The following is a 20,818-nucleotide window of genomic DNA, read 5'->3' on the forward strand; positions in this document are numbered from 1 at the left end:
GGTTGGGTGTGTTTCACGTGAAACACACCCAACCCCCGCCCCGCGTCGTCCGAGCCGAGTGACGTCGTGCCGTCAGAGTCGAGTGACGTCCAGCTCGCCCTCGGCGTACTGCCGCCGCAGTACCTTCTTGTCGAACTTCCCGACGCTCGTCTTCGGGACGGCCGGGACGATCGTCCAGCGCTCGGGCAGTTGCCATTTGGCAATGCTGCCCTCGTCGGCCAGGAAGGCGCGGAGGGTGGTGAAGTCGGCGGTGGCGCCCTCCTTCAGGACGACCGTGGCGAGCGGGCGCTCGCCCCACTTGTCGTCGGGGACGGCGACCACGGCGGCCTCGGCGACGTCCGGGTGGGACATGAGCGCGTTCTCCAGGTCCACCGAGGAGATCCACTCACCGCCGGACTTGATGACGTCCTTGGCGCGGTCGGTCAGGGTGAGGAAACCGTCGGGGCTGATCGTGCCGACGTCCCCGGTCTTGAGCCAGCCGTCCTCGCTGAACTTGTCGGCGGGGCGGACCGCCCCGGCGTCCGGGCCGCCGTAGTACGCGCCCGCGATCCACGGCCCGCGTACCTCCAGCTCGCCCGCGGACTCGCCGTCCCAGGGCAGCCGCTCGCCGCCGGGCCCGGTGAGGCGCGCCTCGACGCCCGCCGGGAAGCGCCCCTGGGTGAGGCGGTACGCGAACTCCTCGTCCGTACCCACTGCGTGGGCCGGCGGACGCGCCACCGTGCCCAGCGGGGACGTCTCCGTCATGCCCCAGGCGTGGCACACGCGCATGCCGAGCGAGTCGAACGCCTCCATCAGCGACGGCGGGCAGGCCGAGCCGCCGATGGTGACCTGGGCGAGGGAGCCGACGTCGCGCGGGTGGGCGCGCAGCTCGGCGAGCAGGCCCTGCCAGATGGTGGGAACGGCCGCCGCGTGGGTCGGCCGCTCGCTCTCGATCATCTCGGCGAGCGGGCCCGGCTGGAGGAAGCGGTCCGGCATCAGCATGTTCACGCCGGTCATGAAGGTCGCGTGCGGCAGGCCCCACGCGTTCACATGGAATTGCGGGACCACGACCAGCGACGTGTCCTGGTCGGTGATCCCCATGGACTCGGCCATGCACGCCTGCATGGAGTGCAGGTAGATCGAGCGATGCGAGTAGACGACGCCCTTGGGGTCGCCGGTGGTCCCGGAGGTGTAACACATCGCGGCGGCGGCCCGCTCGTCGAGCTCGGGCCAGTCGTACGCGGTCGGCCTGCCCTCGATCAGTTCCTCGTACTCGTGCACCCGCGCGCTCGCTCCGGACAGCACCGAACGGTCGCCGGGGCCGGACACGACGACGTGCTCGACCGTCGGCAGGTCGGGGAGCAGCGGCGCGAGCAGCGGAAGCAGCGAACCGTTGACGATGATCACGCGGTCCGCGGCGTGGTTCACGATGAAGACGAGCTGCTCGGCGGGGAGCCGGAGGTTGAGGGTGTGCAGTACCGCACCCATGGAGGGAATCGCGAAGTATGCCTCGACATGCTCCGAGTTGTTCCACATGAGGGTTCCTACCCGGTCCCCGGTTCCGACCCCGAGGTCCTCGCCCAGCGCGTGCGCGAGCTGGGCGCTGCGGGCGCCGATCTCGGCGTAGGAGCGGCGCTGCGGTCCGCCGTCGCCGGTCCAGGTGATCACCTGCGATGAGCCGTGGATGCGGGACCCGTGGGTCAGGATCCTGGAGATCAGCAGCGGTACGTCCTGCATCGTGCTCTGCACGGCGTCCTCCCGGGGGCGACATTGCCTACTCGGTCGTAAAGGTTGCGCTGATTCTGCGCACATACCGAGCGGTATGTCACTACTCCGGGATGATCGATCAGCTTCCGGCCCGACCCGGCCGGGGACCGGGACCGGGAGGTCAGTGCCCGCCCCGGGACACGGGATCGGCGCCCAACCCGTGCCCGAGGGCTCAGTGACCGGCCGTGGACAGCTCCGGGTCCTCTCTGAGCTTGCCCAGCGCGCGCGACACCGCCGACTTCACCGTGCCGACGGAGACGCCGAGCACCTCCGCCGTCTGCGTCTCGCTCAGGTCCTCGTAGTACCGCAGGACGACCATCGCCCGCTGCCTGGCCGGGAGCTTCATGATCGCCCGCCACATCGCGTCGTGCAGCGCCTGCTGCTCGGCCGGGTCCCCGGCAGGCACGGTCTCCGGCTCCGGCAGTTCCTCGCAGGCGAACTCGTCGACCTTGCGCTTGCGCCACTGCGACGTCCGCGTGTTCAGCAGGGCGCGGCGCACATAGCCGTCCAGCGCCCGGTGGTCCTCGATCCGCTCCCAGGCCACGTACGTCTTGGTGAGCGCGGTCTGCAACAGGTCCTCGGCGTCGCTCGGGTTCGCTGTCAGTGACCGGGCGGTCCGCAGCAGCACCGGCTGGCGGGCCCTCATGTACGACGCGAAGGACGGGTACGCAAGGGTCTGCCGCGCTGGCGTTGCGGCGTTCGAAGCGCTGGTGCAGACGGGTGTGGTCATGGCTCCACGCTAGGAGCGCGGCCGGTTCCGTGGATCGGCCGCAGGTCCCGAAGCCATGTCCGCCTCAGGTTGTAGGAAGGGGGCAGGCCCCACCTCCCAGAGGTGGACGAGGGGATGACAATCCCTGAGGGTTCATCCCTGAGGGTTTCATTCCTGAGGGTTTCATCCCCGGAAAGCCGGGGCGGTCGCCGCACCACCGAGCAGCACGGCGGAGAAGGCGACGGCCCCGGCAGAGATCGGCGGCGTCAGCCGATCCGGGCGACCGGTGCGTCCACCACGCTGCGGTCGATGACCAGTGTCCGGCCGCCGTGCCGTTCCTTCACGTTCCCGGCGTACTGGTGGATCCGGCCGCCCGACCAGGAGCCCGGCCGCAGCACCGGTTCCTTGGTGAGCGCCGGCTTCCCGCGCCAGCGCGCGAACCACATCACCGTCGGCAGGTCCCGCGTGCCCGCCCGCCGGGCGTTCTCCATGTGACGCACGCCGGTCTCGGCGCTGCTGTAGAACCCCGGGACATAGCCGTAGCTGCGCACCTCGCGGTTCCAGCCGCGGACGAACTTGAGCGTGGTTCTGGCGCACTTCTTGTTCCGGTAGTTGTACGCCTCCATGTCCAGGTAGAGCGGGCTGCCGGGCTCGATGCCGAGCGCCTGCGCCCGGCGCACCGCGTCGGCCGCCTCCTGCTGCCCGCGCTCCCAGGGCTTCTTGCCGATCGACACGTGCTTCTTGCTGTCGCTGAACACACAGCTCGCCTGCGATCCCACGTACAGCGGCAGCACGTTCCAGCCCAGTTCGTCGACCGTCCGCAGCCAGGCGCTGGTCAGCCGCGGCTGGTTCGGGCAGGCCCGGCCGCGGCCGCCGAAGTACACGCCGACCGCGCGGTAGCGGGAGGCCAGCCACTTGCGCATCGTGTCCGCGGACGGGGTGTGGCAGGTGTCGAAGGCCCGGCCCCGGAAACGGACGGCCGCGCCGACCCGCTGCGGCCGCTCCGGTACGCCGGCGGGGGACTGCCCCTGTTCCGGGGACCGGGACTGGTCATGCTCCCGGGACGGGGACTGGGCCTGGCCCTCCGTCTCGGCCCGGCCCTGATCCTCGTCCGGGGCCTGGCCTCCCTGTTCCGGGGCCTGGCCCTGCCCCGGGGTCAGCTCCTGTTCCCGCCCCGGCTCGTCCCCGTACCCACCCTCATGCCCGTCCCCGTACCCGCCTTCGCCCTCGTATCCGTCCTCGTCCCCGTCCTCGTACCCGTCCATCGGGCTCACCGCGTGCTCCAGGCCGCGGCCCACCTCGTCCGACAAGGAGCCGAACGAGTCGAACGAGTCGAACGAGCCGAACGCCTCCGCCTCCGCTCCCGGGCCGAACGGATCGGGTCCGCCGGGGCCGTACCGTTCCGTGCCGGACGCCGGGGCTCCCGCCAGCGACAGCAGGAGCAGGGTCAGGCTCAGCGCGGCGAAGGCTGTGGGGCGGCCCCGTCGGCGGTCGCGGTGCCGCCGGCGGTCCGGACGGTCGCCGGGTTCCTGCCGACCGTGACCGTGATGACTCGGATGACGCGTGTGACGATCCATAGGGCGAGTGAAGGACGCGCTCGCGCACGCGTGCGTCAACCACACGCCCCGTTCATCCGTCCGACCCCAGAATCAGCCCCGAAGTGGGGACGCCGGTGCCCGCCGTGACGAGGACGCGGGCGGCGTCGGGTACCTGGTTCACGGCGGTGCCCCGAAGCTGCCGTACCGCCTCCGCCACGCCGTTCATCCCGTGCAGGTACGCCTCCCCGAGCTGGCCGCCGTGGGTGTTCAGGGGCAGCGTCTCCGCGGCGACGAAGTCCGCGGCCTCCCCCGGCGCACAGAAGCCGTACTCCTCGAGCTGCGTCAGTACGAACGGGGTGAAGTGGTCGTACAGGATGCCCACGTCGATCTCCGCGGGCGTCAGCCCCGACGACTGCCACAACTGCCGGGCCACCACTCCCGCCTCCGGCAGACCGGACAGATCGTCCCGGTAGTAGCTGGTCATCTGCTCCTGGGCGCGGCCCGCGCCCTGCGCGGCGGCCGTGATCACCGCCGGGGCCCGGGGCAGGTCGCGCGCCCGCTCGACGGTCGTCACCACCAGCGCCTGGCCGCCGTCGGTCTCCTGGCAGCAGTCCAGCAGGCGCAGCGGCTCGACGATCCAGCGGGACGCGGCGTGCTCGGCCAGGGTGATCGGCCTGCCGTGGAAGTACGCCGCCGGGTTCGTCGCCGCGTACCGCCGCCCGAGGACGGCGACCCGGCCGAACGCCTCGGGGGTCAGACCGTACGTGTGGAGGTAGCGCCGCGCCGCCATCGCCACCCAGGAGGCGGGGGTGAGCAGGCCGAACGGCAGGTTCCAGCCGAGCGCCGCGCCCTCGGCCGACGGCTCGCGGTGCTGCACGCCGGAGCCGAAGCGCCGCCCCGACCGCTCGTTGAACGCGCGGTAGCAGACGACGACTTCGGCGAGGCCCGTCGCCACCGCGAGCGCCGCCTGCTGGACGGTGGCGCAGGCCGCTCCGCCGCCGTAGTGCACCCGCGAGAAGAAGGACAGCTCGCCCATGCCGGCGGCCTGCGCGACGGTGATCTCCGGGCTGGTGTCCATGGTGAACGTGACCAGTCCGTCCACGTCGGCCGGGGTGAGCCCGGCGTCGTCCAGCGCGGCCCGCACGGCCTCGACCGCGAGCCGCAGCTCGCTGCGCCCGGAGTCCTTGGAGAACTCCGTGGCCCCGATCCCGGCGATCGCCGCCCGGCCGCCGAGGGTGTCCTTGGCCCGTACGCTCATGCGGCACCGCCCGTAGGGGACGTCGGGGGCACGACGGTCGCCGTTCCGGTCACGTGGGCGCCGATGCCGTTGGTGCCGACGACCCGCACCGTGACCGTGCCGTCGCCCGCGTCCTCGGCCGTGCCGGTCAGCACCATCGTGTCGCCGGGATAGTTGGGCACCCCGAGCCGGATGACCAGCTCGCGCAGGACGGCACCGGGCCCGAAGTGCTCGCCGACGTACCGTCCGACCAGCCCGTTCGTGGTCAGGATGTTCATGAAGACGTCGGGCGATCCCCTGCGCCGCGCCGACTCCGCGTCGTGGTGCACGTCCTGGTAGTCGCGGGTGGCGACGGCCCCGGCGACGACGAGCGTGCGGGTGACCGGGATCTCCAGCGGCGGCAGACGCTCACCGCACACCGGACGCTCCCCCTCGGGACCAGACGACGCGCGCTCTCCCTCGGGTTCACGCACCGCGCGCTCTCCCTCGGGTTCACGCACCGCGCGCTCTCCCTCGCGGGCCACCCGCCCCTGCGCCTGCTTCTGTCCCCGTTCATATTCGAACACCGGCAGTTCCAGCTCGTCGTCGTACCGCTCGAACCGCAGCCGTACGGGCATCCCGATCCGTACCGCGCCCGGCTCCACGCCCACCACGCCGCTCACCATCCGCACGCCCTCGGCGAGTTCGATCAGGCCGACCACGTACGGCGGGTCGAAGGCGGGGAACGGCGGGTGGTGCACGACCACGTACGAGTAGACGGTGCCGGCGCCGCTCGCCTCGACCGTGTCCCACTTGGCGGAGCCGCAGGCATTGCAGCCGGGCAGCCAGGGGAAGCGCGCGGTCCCGCACTCGCCGCACCGCTGGATCAGCAGCCGGTGGTGCTCGACGCCCTCCCAGAAGCCGGCGTTGTCCCGGTTGACCACCGGCCGCGGTCTGCGGCCCGCGGGCTTGTGCCGGGCGGCGGGGGCCGGGGCCTGCTCGCCGCCCGGGTTACGTGGCCGCGCGGGCGCGTACTTGAGAATCCGGAAACGGTGGGTACCGGCGAGTTCGCCGGCGACCCTGATCTCCGTAAGGGTCGTGATGAAGTGGCCCGCGCCGAGCTTGGTGGTCTTCCGCTCGGACACCGTCTCGATGACCGTGTCGAAGGTGATCGCGTCGCCCGGCCGCAGTGGCCGCAGATACCGCTGCTCGCAGTCGGTGGCGACCACCGAGGTGCAGCCGGCGCCGTCGAGCAGGGCGAACAGTTCGTCGTGGGCGGCGTTGCGGCCGGTGTGGCCGGACAGTCCGCCCATCGTCCACACCTGGAGCATGGCGGGCGGGGCGATGGCGTCCGGCCCCCGGTAGGCGGCGTTCGTGTCGCCCATCGCCTCGCACCAGTGCCGGATCATCGGCGCGTTGACCGGGTCCTTGCCCGCGCCCGCGACGGCGGCCCGCCTGCCCTCGTACGCCTTCAGGCGCGCCAGGAACTCGTCGCCCACCGCCCTCGCCCCCTCGTGCTCCACTCCGTAGCCACGGCTGACCGGCACCGGGATCATGCCCTCATCGGGACCATGCCCTCGCCGCGCGATGACGGTTTCTGACTGTGCGTCAGAAATCGGGAGCCGTCAAGGTCGCCGCAACGCACGCGCCTCGGAGCACGCCGCCACGTAACCGCCTCGGAGCACGCCGCCACGCACCCGGAACACGCCTGTGCGTGCACCCCGGAACACGCCTGCGCGCACGCACCCCGGAACACGCTTGCGCGCACACCCCGGAACACGTCTGCGCGACGGCACCGAAGCACCGCCGCGCAGACGCTCAATCCCCCCTCTGCCCCACCCCCGGGGTTCCGGAGCCCCCCAGCCCCGGCCCCCGACTTCGCCCTACCCCCTTGGCTCCTCGGCCTCCTCCCCTGGCTCCCGGCCCCGGCCCCCGACCCCCCTCCCCGGGCTCACCAGAGCTCGGTGAAATTGACGGCGACGGTTTCGTTCGACTGGTCGATGGCGGTGAAACCGGCTCCGTTCACCTGAGCCGTGTTGTTCTGGTTCGAGGCGCCGGATCCGACGGCCTGCTGCTGCGATGTCGACGAGTTGCCGTAGTTGTCCCTGCCGACCCCGCTGCCGTTGACGGTGGCCACGGCCGCGTTCGATCCGTTGCCCGCGACGGCGCCGTTGTCCGCCTCCGCGGCACCCGAGAAGAGCGCGGCGGCGAGCGGCAGGGCCGCCATGGTGGCGAGAACGCGGACGGTGACGCGGGCGGTACGGATGTAAGCCATGAGTTTTCCTCCAGAACCGGATGTACGCACCGGTCGAGACCGGGAAGTACGGCGTGTGCCGGGGCGGTTGGCCGACCGCTCCGGCGATGTTCGCGACGTCGCGAGACCAGAGTTGCCCAGCGGGTCCCGGGTGAACCACACCGCGGACCCCGATTAGCACGCAAGCGTGATGACAAGTCGATAAACCCCCGTCATCACCTTTGTCGCTCTTTCTCGCTCAAGAACCACCGATCCGGCATCGAACGGACACCCGCACCCCAAGCCCCACAAGCCCTGAAGCGTTCCTGTGGCGCTCCGGCGCGCTCCCGCGCACCGTCCGGCCAGGACCGACACGCCGACACCGCCGCCCGAGCCCTCTTCCCTTTTTCGAACACCCGTACGAGCATAGAGCCATGGCCACCATCGACCGGCAGGCCACGACCCTGGCCCTGGCTCACGCCCTCTCCGCCGCCGAACGCGGACTGGCGGTCATCCCGCTGTCCCGCACCAAGCTCCCGGCCCTCCGCTCCCCCCACCGCGACGACCCCGACCCCACGGCGCCCGCCTGTCACGGCGAGTGCGGCCGCTTCGGGCACGGGGTGTACGACGCCTCGACCGACCCGCGACGCATCCGCGAGCTCTTCGCCGCCGCCCCATGGGCCAGCGGCTACGGCATCGCCTGCGGGCTGCACCCGCACCACCTCATCGGCATCGACCTCGACACCAAGTCCGGTACGGACTCCTCGGCCGCCCTGCGCGAGCTGGCGCTGCGCCATCTCTTCACGATCCCGGACACGGTGGTCGTGCTCACCCCCAGCGGGGGCCGCCACCTCTGGCTGAGCGGGCCGCCCGACGTGGTCGTCCCCAACTCGGCCGGCCGGCTCGCCCCCGGCATCGACATCAGGGGCGCGGGCGGCTACCTGGTCGGCCCCGGTTCACGTACCGCGCACGGCGTGTACGGCACGGCGCCGGGGACCGCCCAGCTCACCCCGGCGCCCTGCCCGCCCGAGCTCCTGCGTCTGCTCCTGCCACCGCCGCGACAGCACCACCGGGCGGTGCCGCGGTCGGCCGGACAGCACGGCCAGGGGCTGGTCCAGTTCGTCCTGGGCGCGCACGAGGGGCAGCGCAACACCCGCCTCTTCTGGGCCGCCTGCCGCGCCTACGAGAACGGCTTCGGACCGGAACTGGCGAACGACCTCACCGACGCGGCCGTCCGCACCGGCCTCACCGAACGCGAGGCCCGCTCGACGATCGCCTCGGCGGCCCGGATGACGGGTTGCGCGGGGCCGTAGGGCCGTTCACGACATCTGGGGGCCGGCCTGGTCCAGCAGGTCGGTCAGGGCCGCGGCCGACCAGTGGCCGGCCGCGCCCGGGCAGGCCGCCAGGTACGCGGCGACGGCCGGCACGTCCCACACCCCGGCGGACACCAGCCCCGCCGCGAGACAGCGCACGTAGGCCGCCGACGGAGGGTTGAACGACGTCACGTCGCGCAGGCCCCAGGGCGCGGTGAAGGTGAGCACCGGCAGGCCGTCGAGCCGTCCCGCGCAGACGAGCGTCTCGTAGCGGCCCTGTCCGAGCACCGAACGCCCGCGCGCGAGCACCTCCGTGAGATCCAGGCACGCGCCGCCGGGCGTCCGGTGCATCTCCTGGGCGGCGATGTCGGAGAACTGCTCCACGGACACCAGATACGCCTTGGCGAGCACCCGGCCGCCGGCGTCCGGGTCGTAGAACGCCCGGCCTCCCGACCACACCGCGGACTCGGTGGCGAAGTACACGGCACCGTCCAGTTCGACCGCGGCGCAACGCGCGGGCGGCCGCGGATCCCGGCACCCCGGCTGCCCCCTGACCGCCCCCACCGGCCGCCCCCCACGCAGATAACACGCGAGCCGCTCGGGATCCGTATTGGACCCGTAGGAGGCGTACCAGACGAGCCGTGCCCCAGCCTCGCTTCCCGACACCGCTCCGCTCGAACCGCCAGGAATGTCCACGAACGCCATGATGACCTATGCACGAGAGGCAGACCGGTCGGGCGGAGGGTGCCGAGAACAGGCCGGGGCGGGCGTGTGGATGCCGGACGACCGCTCGCGATGCGACTCGGCCATACTGAGACGGATCTTTGGTGACAGTGTGACTGCAAGTCATCATGGGGCGGAAGGGACGAGTTCAGGATGGTAGACGCGAAGTCCGCGGCACGGTGGTCCTTTTGAACGGCCTCGTGACTGTCGTGACAGCCGTGCACGCCGCTGGAGCGGAGTACCTGCCGGACGCCTACGCGTCTCTGGTCAAGCAGCAGCTTCCCCACGGATGGGACTGGCAGTGGGTCATCCAGGAGGACGGCCGCACCGGTACGGTGGCCGGCTACCTGCCGTACGACTCACGGATAGATTTCAGTGACGGCCGGCACGGCGGCCCCGGGGTGGCCAGGACCATGGCGCTCGCCCGGGCCGAAGGCAGCCTCGTGAAGGTTCTCGACGCGGACGACATGCTGACGCCCGACGCACTGGCCCGCGACATCGCGGTCCTGACCGAGCGCGCGGACACCGGATGGGCCACGTCGCGAGCTCTGGACCTGCTCCCCGACGGCTCGACGGTGGGCTTCGACCAGGACCCGCCCGAGGGACCGATAGAACGGGGTGCGTTGCTGCACCGCTGGGAAGCCCTGGATCACGTTCCGCCGGTGGTCCCCGGCTCCTTGTGCATCAGACGGGAACTGCTGCTCGCGCTGGGCGGCTGGATGGCCCTCCCGGCCTCGGAGGACACCGGACTCCTGCTTGCCGCGAGCGCCGTCAGCCAGGGGTACTTCACGGCCAAGACGGGTCTCCTCTACCGCAAGTGGCCTGGGCAAAGCACCAGACAGCCCGCGCATGCGGACCCCGCCGAACGCGAGGCCCGCATACGCATCATCAGGGCCCGCGCCGAAGCGTTGGGTTTCGCTTCCGCCTAGAGCCGCCGTGACGCCAGCCGAGCGTCCCCGGGCTCCTCAGGGCGGCGAGGCAAGAAGGGGCCGAACGCGGAAGGGGTGTCTCTCACGGAGAGACACCCCTTCCGCCTACCTGCCCATGACCTGAGCCACGGCGGTGGGTGTGGGATTTGAACCCACGGTCACATCGCTGCGACGACGGTTTTCAAGACCGTTCCCTTAGGCCGCTCGGGCAACCCACCCCGCGCGGGCCACGATCAGCGGCCGCGCGGGACAAGACTAACGGGTCGGGCGGGGCCCGGGTGGCTGAGGCCGGGCGCTCACGCCGGACGGGGCGTCACGGCACCCACCGCCCCACCGCGTGAGCCCTCGTGTCCATCACCGCCCGCGACACGTGAGCCCTCGTGCCCGTCCGTCAGCTGTCGCCCTTGCGGGAGCCGAGGGTGACCTCGGTCGTGTGGGTCTTGCCGTCGCGCGTGTAGGTGAGCTTGACGGTGTCGTCGGGCTTGTGGGTCCAGATCTCGCCGATCAGGGTCGGGCCGCTGTCTATCACCATGTCGTCGAGCTTGGTGATGACGTCGCCCGGCTTCAGGCCCGCCTTGTCCGCCGGGCCGCCCGACTCGACCGCCTCCGAGCCGCTCGCGCCCTGTTCGGTGATCTTCGCGCCGTCCGTGGTGTCCTCCAGGGAGACGGACGCGCCGATCTTCGCGTAGACCGGCTCACCGGTCTTGATGAGCTGCTGGGCGACGTACTTCGCCTGGTTGATCGGGATGGCGAAGCCCAGGCCGATGGAGCCGGACTGGCTGGTGCCGCCGAGACCGCCGCTGCTCGTGGACTGGATCGCCGAGTTGATCCCGATGACCGAGCCCTTGGAGTCGAGCAGCGGACCGCCGGAGTTGCCCGGGTTGATGGAGGCGTCCGTCTGGAGGGCGCTCATGTACGACGCCTTGCTGCTGGAGCTGCCGTCACTGGAGGCCACCGGGCGGTTCTTGGCGCTGATGATGCCGGTGGTCACCGTGTTCGACAGACCGAAGGGCGCGCCGATGGCGATCGTCGAGTCGCCGACGGCCACGTTGTCCGAGTTGCCGAGGGTCAGCGGCTTCAGGTTCGACGGCGCGTTCTTCAGCTTGATGACGGCGACGTCGTAACCCTGGGCGTGGCCGACCACTTCGGCGTCGTACTTCTTGCCGTCCGGGAAGGTCGCGGAGAGCTTGCCGCCGTCGACCGCCTCGGCGACGACGTGGTTGTTGGTGAGGATGTGGCCCTGCTTGTCCATGACGAAGCCGGTGCCGGTGCCGCCCTCGCCGCTGCTGCTCTCGGCCTCGATGGTGACGGTGCTCGGCAGCGCCGCCTGGGCGACGCCGGCGATGGTGTCCGAGTCGCGCTTGACGTCACCGCCGCTCTCGGAGGCGGACACCGTCGTCGAGTCCGTGGAACCGTCGTTGTCCTTGGCCAGCGAGTACCCGATACCGCCGCCGACGCCGCCCGCGACCAGCGCGGCGACGAGTATGGCGGCCACCAGACCACCGCGGCCGGACTTCTTCTTCGGCTCGGCGGGCTGCTGGTAGGAGGAACCCCAGCCGCCACCGGACCCGCCGTGGGCCCCGGCACCGGAGTCACCGCCGTCCGCGTAGGACGGCACGGCGGGCGGCGGAGGCCAGGAGGCGTCGGCCGCCGCGCCACCGTAGCCCTGACCCGCTCCCTGCCCCGGAGCCGCATACGGCGCACCCGGCGCACTCTGCCCATGGGACACCGTGTCCGGCTCCGCAGGGGCATGCTGACCGGGCTGCCCGGTCTGCGGCTGTCCGGGCCCTCCCTGAGGCACCGCCGGGATCGGAGCCGTCGGTGCGTTGCCTTCGGGCGCAGGGGGCTGCGCGGAAGGAGCGGGAGTATCCACCGGCACGGGAGGTGCGGACGGGGCCGGGGGGACCGCAGTGCCCTCGTTCTCGGTGCTCACAGCTCTTCTCCTCGATCCACGGCTGTTGTTCTCGGTCGCACTCGGTCACGCTCGCTCACGCTTGCCGACGGTCCGGCGCGATTCAGCTGTGCATGCGCATGTGTATGCCGTCAGCTTTTCCCACCGGCCGTCAGAGCACCATAAGCGGTCGCTGTGCGTCCGAGACGATCCTTTATATCGGACCTGTCTGGCAAAACGAATGTAAGACTGGAGTCATCGCCTCCACGCCTACCCCGGGGCGGTGGCACCATGACGCGGTGACCCACGCACGACAGCTCCCGATCCAGGTCGTCGCCCACCGCGGCGCCTCCGAAGAGGCCCCCGAACACACCCTGGCCGCCTACCGGAAAGCGATCGAGGACGGTGCCGACGCCCTCGAGTGCGACGTCCGGCTGACCGCCGACGGCCACCTCGTCTGCGTCCACGACCGCCGCGTCAACCGTACGTCGAACGGCCGCGGCGCGGTCTCCGCCCTGGAGCTCGCGGACCTCGCCGCCCTGGACTTCGGTTCCTGGAAGAACTTCGACGAGGACCCCGAGGCGCCCGACTGGGAGCACCGCTCCGGCGACCCCGAGGACACCTCTGTACTCACCCTGGAGCGGCTGCTCGAACTCGTCGCCGACGCGGGCCGCCGCGTGGAGCTGGCGATCGAGACGAAGCACCCGACGCGCTGGGCCGGCCAGGTCGAGGAGCGGCTGCTGCTCCTGCTGAAGCGTTTCGGCCTCGACGCCCCGGAGTCCGCCGCCGAGTCCCCGGTACGCGTCATGAGCTTCTCGGCGCGGTCCCTGCACCGCGTCCGCGCGGCCTGCCCGACCCTGCCCACCGTCTATCTCCTGCAATTCGTCTCGCCCCGGCTGCGCGACGGAAGGCTGCCCACCGGTGTCCGGATCGCGGGCCCCTCGATGCGGATCGTGCGCAATCACCCGGCCTACATCCAGCGGCTGAAGCGGGCCGGGCACCAGGTGCACGTATGGACCGTGAACGCCCCCGAGGACGTCGACCTCTGCGTCGACCTGGGCGTGGACGCCATCATCACCAACCGCCCGAGGGCGGTGCTGGACCGACTGGGCCGCTGAAAACCCCGACCACTGACAATCACCGCACCCCACCCAAACCCCCCAATGTCGACAATTACAGGCCACGCCTTAACGGGGAGTGCACCGGCGCGTTCGCTGCGTGTCCTGCCGTCATGAGTGCGTCAGAGCACGTCGACTGACCGGTTTCCGCTCAAGCCGGGGAGGGCATCCACACCGTGGCGTGGGGCGAAGGAGGTCTCGGGGGTGGCGTTTGTGGTGGCACAGGAGGTGCCCGCGTCGTCAAGCATGGCCGTACCCCATGGCCCTGCGGGCGTGGGGAAAGCGAGACACCGGATGCGTACGCAGTTGCGCACCGGCGGAGTGGCAGAACCGGTCATCGACGATGCCGTACTGATCCTTTCCGAACTGCTGAGCAACGCGTGCCGGCATGGCAGGCCGCTGGGCGACGCCCTGGCCGGTGACGGCGACGTACGCGCCGCTTGGCGGGTGGACACCGGTGGGCGCCTCACGGTCGAGGTCACGGACGGCGGTGGTCCGACCCGTCCGGTTCCGTCGAAGCCCTCGGTCACCGCGCACGGCGGCCGCGGGCTGAACATCATCACCGCACTCGCCAAGGACTGGGGCGTACGGGACGACGTCCGCGGCGAAGTCACGGTGTGGGTGGTCGTCCAGGACGACGTCGTCAGCGCGCACCGCCGCGACGACTTCGCCGCGCGTGTGACATCACCGGCGGTCTCCTCGGGGATGAACGGTTTCTCGGGCCTGAACTTCGCGGACGCCTTCGACGAACTGGACTGAGCCCGCCCGCGTCAGCCGGCAGGCAGCCGCGCACTCAAGGAACACGCTCCGCGGCCACGTACGACCCGCGGCCGGGCACGCACGGAAGGGGCCGTGCCGGTACATCACATGCCCGTCCCTGACGTGGTCGTCCGGAGACCACCCCCGATCGCACCCCCTGAGCGACCACGGCAGGGACGGGCGGATGTACCGGCGCGGCCCCGACCCACGACCGCCCGGCGTCGAACCACAGCGGACCGGCAGAGGAACCGCACCCCCGATACCCGCACCCCCGTACCCCCGCCGCCGGCCCTCCCGGCGTTGTCCACAGCCTCCCGTCCCCCTACGTACGAGCGGCTAGGCTCGCGCCCGTACCAGACGAGCCGTAACCGGGAGACACCCACGATGGCCAAGAAGCGACCCCAGACGAAGGCCGGGCGGCCGCAGCTCAAGGGCGGGGCCCGCACCGCGGAAGCCGACGGACAGGTTCCGGTGGTCGGCGCCCGCGAACCCTGCCCCTGCGGCAGCGGCCGGCGCTACAAGGCCTGCCACGGCCGGGCCGCCGCGCACGCGGCGACCGAGCTGGTGCAGCGCCCCTTCGAGGGCCTGCCCGGCGAGGGCGACTGGGTGGCCCTGCGCGAGCTCGTCCCCGCGGCGACCGTAGAGCTGAAGCTCAAGGACGCCCTCCCCGAAGGCGTCCCGTCGGTGACGCTCGCCACGGTGCTGCCGATGGCCTGGCCCGCGCTGCGCCGCGACGACGGCTCGGTCCTGCTCGGCCTGCAGAACGACACGGCCTCCGGCGACATCAGCCGCGACCTCGCCGACACGCTCCGGCGGGCCCTCACCGCCGAGCCCGGCACCCCGGTCGAGGGCCGCCGCGCCCCCGCCGACGGCCCCCGGCTCCAGGATCTGCTCGACCCCGAAGGCACGTTCGAGCCAGTTGTGCACGAGGGCTTCGAGTTCTGGGTCCCGGACGCGGAGAACGCCACTCCTGAGGTGACCGCGTCCCTGGAGCGGGCCAACGCGGCGGCCATCCCGACGGTCAAGCTGACCGGCGTCGACGCCGCCTACTGGTGCGAGACCCCGGACAAGAACCACCTGCGCTGGGTCATGCCGCACGCCGAGGAACGACTTCTGGACGCACTCGCGCGCCTGCACGCCGCGGGCCGCTCGAGCCTCGGCGAGGGGACGCGTCTGGTCGGTTCCTTCCGGGCGCACGGCCTGACCGTGCCGGTCTGGGACCTGCCGACCGGCGTCACCGCCGAGGACGTCGAGAAGCCGGCCGCCGAGTTCGCGGAGCGCCTCGCGGCGGCCCTGGCCACGGACGAGCCGCTCAGCGCGGAAGAGCGCCGGGCGCGCGGCGGCCTCACCAACCGACAGGTGACGCTCAGCTGACACACAGAACGGACTGACCGACCGGTCAGCCGCACGAGACGGCCCGGAAGGGGTGACTCCTGTCACAACTCCCGGTCGTGACAGGCAAATCCGTGTCCGAATAGCCGACTTCGAATTTGCGAACCGCCGATCTCTTGTTACCGTTCCAATAGCCCGGTTGCTGGTGCATCCCCCGTCGCCAGCAACCGGGTCCTTTCTTTGCCGCCCCCGCGCGGCCCGCCGGCCCCCGGACAGCACAGCGGACCGGCACATTCCTCAACTGCCTTACGTCCGCGGCGAGTTGCTCCCCGAGCGCAGCAGCAGCGGCCCGTCCCCGGTTCCCCTCGCGAACTCCGCGACCGCCGTGTAGGCCGCCGCATCACCCGCCGTACGCCGCCTAGGTGTCTCGCACACATCGGGCTCGTCCCCGGCGTCCATGGGGCAGCGCATCTGGACAGTGCGGCCCCCGGGCGCCATGAGGCTGAGAACGGAATCCAGCGCCTCGCCGGTGGCATTGCGGTAGTAGGTGCGCGCCCAGGTCTCCCGTCCCTGGTTCAGCACACAGGTCTGCGCCTCGACCCCGTCGGGGGAGACCAGCTCGGGCCCGCACCGCGCGGCGGTGGCGAGCCCCAGGCCGAGCAGCAGCGGCTCCCGCCCCGGCTCGAACTCCTTGCCGTCACCGGACCCACCACCGCGCCCGGCCGCACGCTCGACCAGCGACCTGCCCCCACCGACAGCCCCTCCGTCACCGACAGCTTCTCCGTCACCGACAGGCCCCGCGGAGGCCACGGCGAGCGGCACGGCGGCCAGCACCGCCACGATCCCCGTGAGGGCCGGCAGACGGATTTCTCGGGTCAGCGGAGACCACTGACGGGGGCGACGCACCATACGAGGGAAGATAACGACGAAGGGCGGGCGCCCGGTCCCCGCGCGCCCGACACCCCTACAACTCGGGCGCGCTCACACCCGTACGAGTGAGCGCCTCGACCACCGCGTCCACCACGGCCTCGACGCCGGGCACCCAGGGCGCGGCCGAGCCGGGCAGCGGGGCCCGCTCCCAGCGGACCTGGCCCTGGCCGGTCTCGGACGGCGGCAGCGCGAGATAGCCGCCCGCGCCATGGAAGCGGAGCGAGCCGGGCACGTGGTCCTTGGCGTACAGCAGCTCGCCGAGCTGCTCCAGGGAGTAGGGCGCGACCAGGATGGCCCAGCGGGCGGGAGAGGCGATCACGGGGCCGAGACGCATCCCCATGCGGTCGAGCGCGTCGAGGGCGCGAGCCGCCGGGAGGGCCGGCAGGCTCACCGCGCAGGGCGCGGCGTTGCCGGTGGCGAGCACGATCGGCGCCGTCGGCCGGTTGGTCCACCACCACCGCACCATGCGTTCGTCGCTGGTGGCCGCCAGCAGACCCGGGTCGAAGGGGTGGGCGCCGGGGACCGCGCAGTCCGGGTCGGGACAGCCGCAGCGGCCGCGGCCCTGCGGGTCCGGTGCCACACCGGGAAGTACCGGCCACTGCCATGCGGTCGCGAAGGTCAGAGCCGCACCGAGCATTTCAGGGCTCCCGCCGCCTCGCCTGGACAGGAGCCTGCGTCGCCTTCCGAGGATCTCGCGCATGAGCGCTCGTTCCTTTCCGTTGCACGCCTGGCAACACCGTGGAAAATCACACCATGTGTCGATCACTTCACTGTGCGTACCTGCTGGCGCATCACACCCCTGCCCCGGACAGGGGGAACCCCCAGGGGCCGAGCCTTGGCCACTTGGCTACGTCCGCGTCCATACTGCGTGTGCTCGACTGCGTGTACTGAAAGCATGGGCATGGCGTGGGGTGGCGGCTCCTGGCGTTTTGCCGTCCCGCATTTCTCAGCCGCCTCCGCCACAGGAGGATGGGGCGCGGTCGTCGGTGATTAAGACGCCCGGTTCTGTCGCCAGGTTCCGGGTGGATCTCAAGCACCCCCGGCCTTCACCGAGTACGTACCCATCACGACCGCTGTGACGCTCTGTAGAACAAGGCCAGTCGACCTCAATAAGCCGTTACCCGAGGCAGTTTTAAGCCAAATCCGCGATTTTGCAAGAGTCTCTCGGACACCAGGAATCCCAGCAGGACAATGCTGGACATCCCCTCACGAGTGCGTGTACATGTGGAGACACCGCTAGCGCCGCAGAATGACATGGGGGTTTGCGATGCTATCGAGCAATACGCACCGGCCCGGAGGCCGGACGCCATGAACGCCCCTCACCTTCCGAAAGTGGCCGGAATCGATTCCACGGTTCCCGCACCCGCACACACTGTCGCGCCGACGCCGGACGTCACCGAAGCCCCACCGGACACACCGGCCCCACCGGCCATCGGGCCCGGAGCGGTCTTGCAGGACCGGCTGGCGGGCTGGGTCTCCGATCTGACGACCCTGCACGAACTCACCGAGCGCCTGGCGCGCACCACCACCCTGCACGAGGCGCTCCAGGAAACGCTGCGGGCAGGCGCCGCCCTGGTGGGCGCGCGCCGCGGCCTGGCCGTACTGGAGCCGCGCGACGGACTCGGCCCCGACACCACGACCGGCCTGGGCCTCGGCCGCGCGGATCTCGGCCATATCGAGACGGTCCCGCGCGGCAGCACCTCGTACGGGAAGATCCTGGACGGGCTGCCGGGCGGTGAGGGCGAGATCGTGCGGCCGGATCTGCTCGCCGACGACGGGCTCGACCCCCGCCACCGCGAGGTGGCCGCCCGGCTCGGTTGCGCCGCGAGCTACGCGCTCCCCCTGTCCGCCGACACCGCGGGCCGGATCGGCGCCGCCGTGTGGCTCTACGACGAGCCCGCCCAACCCGACGAGCGCCGGCGGCACCTCGTCGGCCTCTACGCCCGCTGCGCGGCCGAGCACCTGGCGCGCATGGTGGAGCTGGAGCGCACGCGCGCGTGCATCACGACCATCACCGAGGAGCTGCTGCCGGCCCGGCTGCCCCGCGTCGCCGGGGTCCGGCTGGCCGCCCGCCGCCGCAGCGGGCCGCGCGGCGGCGGCGACTGGTACGACGCGCTGCCGCTGCCGGACGCCGCGCTCGGGCTCGCCGTCGGCTCCGTGACCGGTTCGGGGCCGAGCGCGGTCGCCGCGACGGGACGGCTGCGCGCGTCCCTGCGGGCGTACGCGGTGATGGAGGGCGAGGACCCGGTGGCCGTCCTGTCCGATCTGGAGCTGCTGCTGCGGCTGACCGAGCCGGCCCGCTCCGCCACCGCGCTGTTCGCCTACTGCGAGCCCGCGCTGCGCAAGATCACGCTGGCCGGTGCCGGGCACAGCCCGCCGCTGGTGATCGGCGAGCGGCGCACGGAGTACGTGGAGACCTCCCTCTCCGCCCCGCTGGGCATGCTCGCCTGCTGGGAGGCGCCGAGCGTCGAGCTGACCGCGGAGCCCGGCGAGACGGTGCTGCTCTACACCGACGGCCTGCTGCACCGCACCGGCGACCCGATGGACCGCGCCTTCGCCCGGCTGCACTCGGCCGCCGCGGGCGTGCCCAGGGCGCTGCGCGAGGACCCGGAGGCGATCGCCGACCACGTGCTGCGCACGGTGCTGCCGGACGGCCTGGACGAGACGGACGGCACGGAGGACGTCGTACTGCTGGCGGCCCGGTTCGACTGAGCGCGGCCGGTCCGCCGCGACGGCCGGGACGCACGCGTCCCGCGCTGCTCCGGTAACAGGTGATACGCCCCTGGGCCCACTTCCGTACGACCGTACGATGGGGTGGTTCGAAGTCGTACAGAGGAGGCACACCGTGTCGGAGGCGCTCAATCCGGAGACCCCGGAAGCCGTGCTTGACGATGCCGCCGGCGAGGCGGGCGAGGAAGAGACGGTCAAGCAGCGGAAGAACGGCCTGTACCCGGGCGTGTCCGACGAGCTCGCCGAGAGCATGCGCACCGGCTGGGCGGACACGGAGCTGCACGGCCTGGAGCCGATCGCGCAGGCCGGGCGGACCGCCGAGCGCCGCGCGGCGCTCTCCGCACGCTTCCCGGGCGAGCGCCTGGTGATCCCCGCGGGGAACCTGAAGACCCGCTCGAACGACACCGAGTACGCCTTCCGCGCCTCGGTCGAGTACGCGTACCTCACCGGCAACCTCACCGAGGACGGCGTGCTCGTCCTGGAGCCGGCCGACGGCGGGCACCGGGCCACCCTCTACCTGCTGCCGCGCTCGGACCGGGAGAACGGCGAGTTCTGGCTGTCGGGCCAGGGCGAGCTGTGGGTCGGCCGCCGGCACTCGCTGGCCGAGGCCGGACAGCTCTACGGCATCCCCGCCTCCGACGTCCGCGAGCTGCCCGGCAAGCTGCGCGAGGCCACCGGCCCGGTGCGGGTCGTGCGCGGGCACGACGCGGGCATCGAGGCGGCGCTGACCGACAAGGTGACCGCCGAGCGCGACGAGGAGCTGCGGGTCTTCCTCTCCGAGGCGCGCCTGGTCAAGGACGACTTCGAGGCCGGCGAGCTGCAGAAGGCCGTCGACTCGACCGTGCGCGGCTTCGAGGACGTCGTGAAGGTCCTCGACCAGGCCGTGGCGACCAGCGAGCGCTACATCGAGGGCACGTTCTTCCTCCGCGCGCGCGTGGAGGGCAACGACATCGGCTACGGCACCATCGCCGCCTCCGGAGCGCACGCCTGCACGCTGCACTGGGTGCGCAACGACGGGCCCGTGCGCCCCGGCGACCTGCTGCTGCTCGACGCCGGTGTCGAGACGCACACCCTCTACACCGCCGACGTCACGCGCACGCTGCCGGTCGACGGCCGCTACACGGAGATCCAGAAGAAGATCTACGACGCGGTGTACGAGGCCCAGGAGGCCGGTATCGCGGCCGTCCGGCCGGGTGCCAAGTACCGCGACTTCCACGACGCGGCGCAGCGCGTGCTCGCCGCGAAGCTCGTGGAGTGGGGTCTGGTCGAAGGACCCGTGGAGCGCGTCCTGGAGCTCGGCCTCCAGCGCCGCTGGACCCTGCACGGCACCGGCCACATGCTCGGCATGGACGTCCACGACTGCGCGGCCGCGCGCACCGAGACGTACGTGGACGGCACGCTGGAGCCGGGCATGTGCCTGACCGTCGAGCCGGGCCTGTACTTCCAGGCGGACGACCTGACCGTGCCCGAGGAGTACCGGGGCATCGGCGTGCGCGTCGAGGACGACATCCTGGTCACCGAGGACGGCAACCGGAACCTGTCGGCGGGCCTGCCGCGCCGCTCCGACGAGGTCGAGGCGTGGATGGCGGCCCTGAAGGGCTGAGAGCACAGGCTCTGACCCGCCGCGCACCGCGTACCGATGGCCGGACAC

The 20,818-nt window shown here is 71.8% G+C and carries 16 protein-coding genes, 1 tRNA gene and 1 pseudogene; 7 read left to right on the top strand and 11 right to left on the bottom strand.

Going from position 1 to position 20,818, the window contains the following annotated elements:
* Positions 1–72: 72 nt before the first annotated feature.
* The 6 genes and pseudogenes from ACFV6E_RS18845 to ACFV6E_RS18870 form a co-directional block, all read right to left on the bottom strand.
* Entirely contained in the window at positions 73–1,716 is a 1,644-nt protein-coding gene (locus ACFV6E_RS18845; RefSeq protein WP_385462995.1) for a long-chain fatty acid--CoA ligase, read from the bottom strand.
* Between the two features lie 202 nt (positions 1,717–1,918).
* Complete coding sequence (locus ACFV6E_RS18850) at positions 1,919–2,476, bottom strand: SigE family RNA polymerase sigma factor (protein WP_385160004.1); 558 nt, start codon at positions 2,474–2,476, stop codon at positions 1,919–1,921.
* Positions 2,477–2,721: 245 nt separating this feature from the next.
* Complete coding sequence (locus ACFV6E_RS18855) at positions 2,722–4,032, bottom strand: glycoside hydrolase domain-containing protein (RefSeq protein WP_385462874.1); 1,311 nt, start codon at positions 4,030–4,032, stop codon at positions 2,722–2,724.
* A 52-nt stretch (positions 4,033–4,084) separates the two neighbouring features.
* Positions 4,085–5,251 carry a lipid-transfer protein gene (locus ACFV6E_RS18860; RefSeq protein WP_385160001.1) on the bottom strand — a complete coding sequence of 389 codons (1,167 nt, stop codon included), beginning with the start codon at positions 5,249–5,251 and terminating at the stop codon, positions 4,085–4,087.
* 524 nt (positions 5,252–5,775) lie between these two features.
* Positions 5,776–6,765, bottom strand: a pseudogene (locus ACFV6E_RS18865) (bifunctional MaoC family dehydratase N-terminal/OB-fold nucleic acid binding domain-containing protein); the annotation flags it as partial.
* A gap of 395 nt (positions 6,766–7,160) precedes the next feature.
* Complete coding sequence (locus ACFV6E_RS18870; protein WP_385159999.1) at positions 7,161–7,484, bottom strand: hypothetical protein; 324 nt, start codon at positions 7,482–7,484, stop codon at positions 7,161–7,163.
* 392 nt (positions 7,485–7,876) lie between these two features.
* Between ACFV6E_RS18870 and ACFV6E_RS18875 the strand changes: the two genes are divergently transcribed.
* Positions 7,877–8,755 carry a bifunctional DNA primase/polymerase gene (locus ACFV6E_RS18875; protein ID WP_385159997.1) on the top strand — a complete coding sequence of 293 codons (879 nt, stop codon included), beginning with the start codon at positions 7,877–7,879 and terminating at the stop codon, positions 8,753–8,755.
* Positions 8,756–8,761: 6 nt separating this feature from the next.
* Here the strand turns inward: ACFV6E_RS18875 and ACFV6E_RS18880 are convergent, their stop codons facing one another.
* Entirely contained in the window at positions 8,762–9,238 is a 477-nt protein-coding gene (locus ACFV6E_RS18880) for a histone deacetylase (protein WP_385462877.1), read from the bottom strand.
* 428 nt (positions 9,239–9,666) lie between these two features.
* On the opposite strand from ACFV6E_RS18880, the gene ACFV6E_RS18885 reads away from it, so the two are divergent.
* Positions 9,667–10,407 carry a glycosyltransferase family 2 protein gene (locus ACFV6E_RS18885; protein ID WP_385159993.1) on the top strand — a complete coding sequence of 247 codons (741 nt, stop codon included), beginning with the start codon at positions 9,667–9,669 and terminating at the stop codon, positions 10,405–10,407.
* A gap of 131 nt (positions 10,408–10,538) precedes the next feature.
* Here ACFV6E_RS18885 and ACFV6E_RS18890 read toward each other — a convergent pair.
* Positions 10,539–10,625 (bottom strand) — tRNA-Ser (locus tag ACFV6E_RS18890).
* Between the two features lie 173 nt (positions 10,626–10,798).
* Positions 10,799–12,340 (bottom strand): trypsin-like peptidase domain-containing protein, encoded by a 1,542-nt coding sequence (locus tag ACFV6E_RS18895; RefSeq protein ID WP_385159966.1) that lies wholly within the window; start codon positions 12,338–12,340, stop codon positions 10,799–10,801.
* 257 nt (positions 12,341–12,597) lie between these two features.
* Between ACFV6E_RS18895 and ACFV6E_RS18900 the strand changes: the two genes are divergently transcribed.
* The 3 genes from ACFV6E_RS18900 (at position 12,598) to ACFV6E_RS18910 (ending at position 15,549) form a co-directional block, all read left to right on the top strand.
* Positions 12,598–13,416, top strand: a complete 819-nt coding sequence (locus ACFV6E_RS18900; protein WP_385462879.1) for a glycerophosphodiester phosphodiesterase — start codon at positions 12,598–12,600, stop codon at positions 13,414–13,416.
* A 117-nt stretch (positions 13,417–13,533) separates the two neighbouring features.
* Entirely contained in the window at positions 13,534–14,175 is a 642-nt protein-coding gene (locus ACFV6E_RS18905; protein WP_385159962.1) for an ATP-binding protein, read from the top strand.
* A 384-nt stretch (positions 14,176–14,559) separates the two neighbouring features.
* Positions 14,560–15,549 carry a DUF5926 family protein gene (locus ACFV6E_RS18910; RefSeq protein ID WP_385159960.1) on the top strand — a complete coding sequence of 330 codons (990 nt, stop codon included), beginning with the start codon at positions 14,560–14,562 and terminating at the stop codon, positions 15,547–15,549.
* Positions 15,550–15,813: 264 nt separating this feature from the next.
* On the opposite strand, the gene ACFV6E_RS18915 is transcribed toward ACFV6E_RS18910, so the two are convergent.
* Both ACFV6E_RS18915 and ACFV6E_RS18920 read right to left on the bottom strand, forming a co-directional pair.
* Positions 15,814–16,416 carry a hypothetical protein gene (locus ACFV6E_RS18915; protein WP_385159958.1) on the bottom strand — a complete coding sequence of 201 codons (603 nt, stop codon included), beginning with the start codon at positions 16,414–16,416 and terminating at the stop codon, positions 15,814–15,816.
* Between the two features lie 55 nt (positions 16,417–16,471).
* Positions 16,472–17,137, bottom strand: a complete 666-nt coding sequence (locus ACFV6E_RS18920) for a bifunctional DNA primase/polymerase (protein WP_385159956.1) — start codon at positions 17,135–17,137, stop codon at positions 16,472–16,474.
* 491 nt (positions 17,138–17,628) lie between these two features.
* Between ACFV6E_RS18920 and ACFV6E_RS18925 the strand changes: the two genes are divergently transcribed.
* Together ACFV6E_RS18925 and ACFV6E_RS18930 are read left to right on the top strand one after the other, a co-directional pair.
* The gene (locus ACFV6E_RS18925) at positions 17,629–19,149 is read left to right on the top strand and encodes a PP2C family protein-serine/threonine phosphatase (RefSeq protein WP_385159954.1); all 1,521 of its coding nucleotides are present in this window, start codon (positions 17,629–17,631) and stop codon (positions 19,147–19,149) included.
* 133 nt (positions 19,150–19,282) lie between these two features.
* Positions 19,283–20,770 (top strand): aminopeptidase P family protein, encoded by a 1,488-nt coding sequence (locus tag ACFV6E_RS18930; RefSeq protein ID WP_385462882.1) that lies wholly within the window; start codon positions 19,283–19,285, stop codon positions 20,768–20,770.
* Positions 20,771–20,818: the final 48 nt, after the last annotated feature.

Origin of the sequence: Streptomyces sp. NPDC059785, from assembly GCF_042732375.1 — a bacterium.
Lineage (GTDB): Bacteria > Actinomycetota > Actinomycetes > Streptomycetales > Streptomycetaceae > Streptomyces.

Excerpts from the sequence above, each read along its gene's own strand:
- ACFV6E_RS18855 (WP_385462874.1), bottom strand. The coding sequence starts at position 4,032 with ATGGATCGTCACACGCGTCATCCGAGTCATCACGGTCACGGTCGGCAG.
- ACFV6E_RS18860 (WP_385160001.1), bottom strand. The coding sequence starts at position 5,251 with ATGAGCGTACGGGCCAAGGACACCCTCGGCGGCCGGGCGGCGATCGCC.
- ACFV6E_RS18845 (WP_385462995.1), bottom strand. The coding sequence starts at position 1,716 with ATGCAGGACGTACCGCTGCTGATCTCCAGGATCCTGACCCACGGGTCC.
- ACFV6E_RS18850 (WP_385160004.1), bottom strand. The coding sequence starts at position 2,476 with ATGACCACACCCGTCTGCACCAGCGCTTCGAACGCCGCAACGCCAGCG.
- ACFV6E_RS18870 (WP_385159999.1), bottom strand. The coding sequence starts at position 7,484 with ATGGCTTACATCCGTACCGCCCGCGTCACCGTCCGCGTTCTCGCCACC.
- ACFV6E_RS18910 (WP_385159960.1), top strand. The coding sequence starts at position 14,560 with ATGGCCAAGAAGCGACCCCAGACGAAGGCCGGGCGGCCGCAGCTCAAG.
- ACFV6E_RS18920 (WP_385159956.1), bottom strand. The coding sequence starts at position 17,137 with ATGCGCGAGATCCTCGGAAGGCGACGCAGGCTCCTGTCCAGGCGAGGC.
- ACFV6E_RS18915 (WP_385159958.1), bottom strand. The coding sequence starts at position 16,416 with ATGGTGCGTCGCCCCCGTCAGTGGTCTCCGCTGACCCGAGAAATCCGT.
- ACFV6E_RS18925 (WP_385159954.1), top strand. The coding sequence starts at position 17,629 with ATGCTGGACATCCCCTCACGAGTGCGTGTACATGTGGAGACACCGCTA.
- ACFV6E_RS18875 (WP_385159997.1), top strand. The coding sequence starts at position 7,877 with ATGGCCACCATCGACCGGCAGGCCACGACCCTGGCCCTGGCTCACGCC.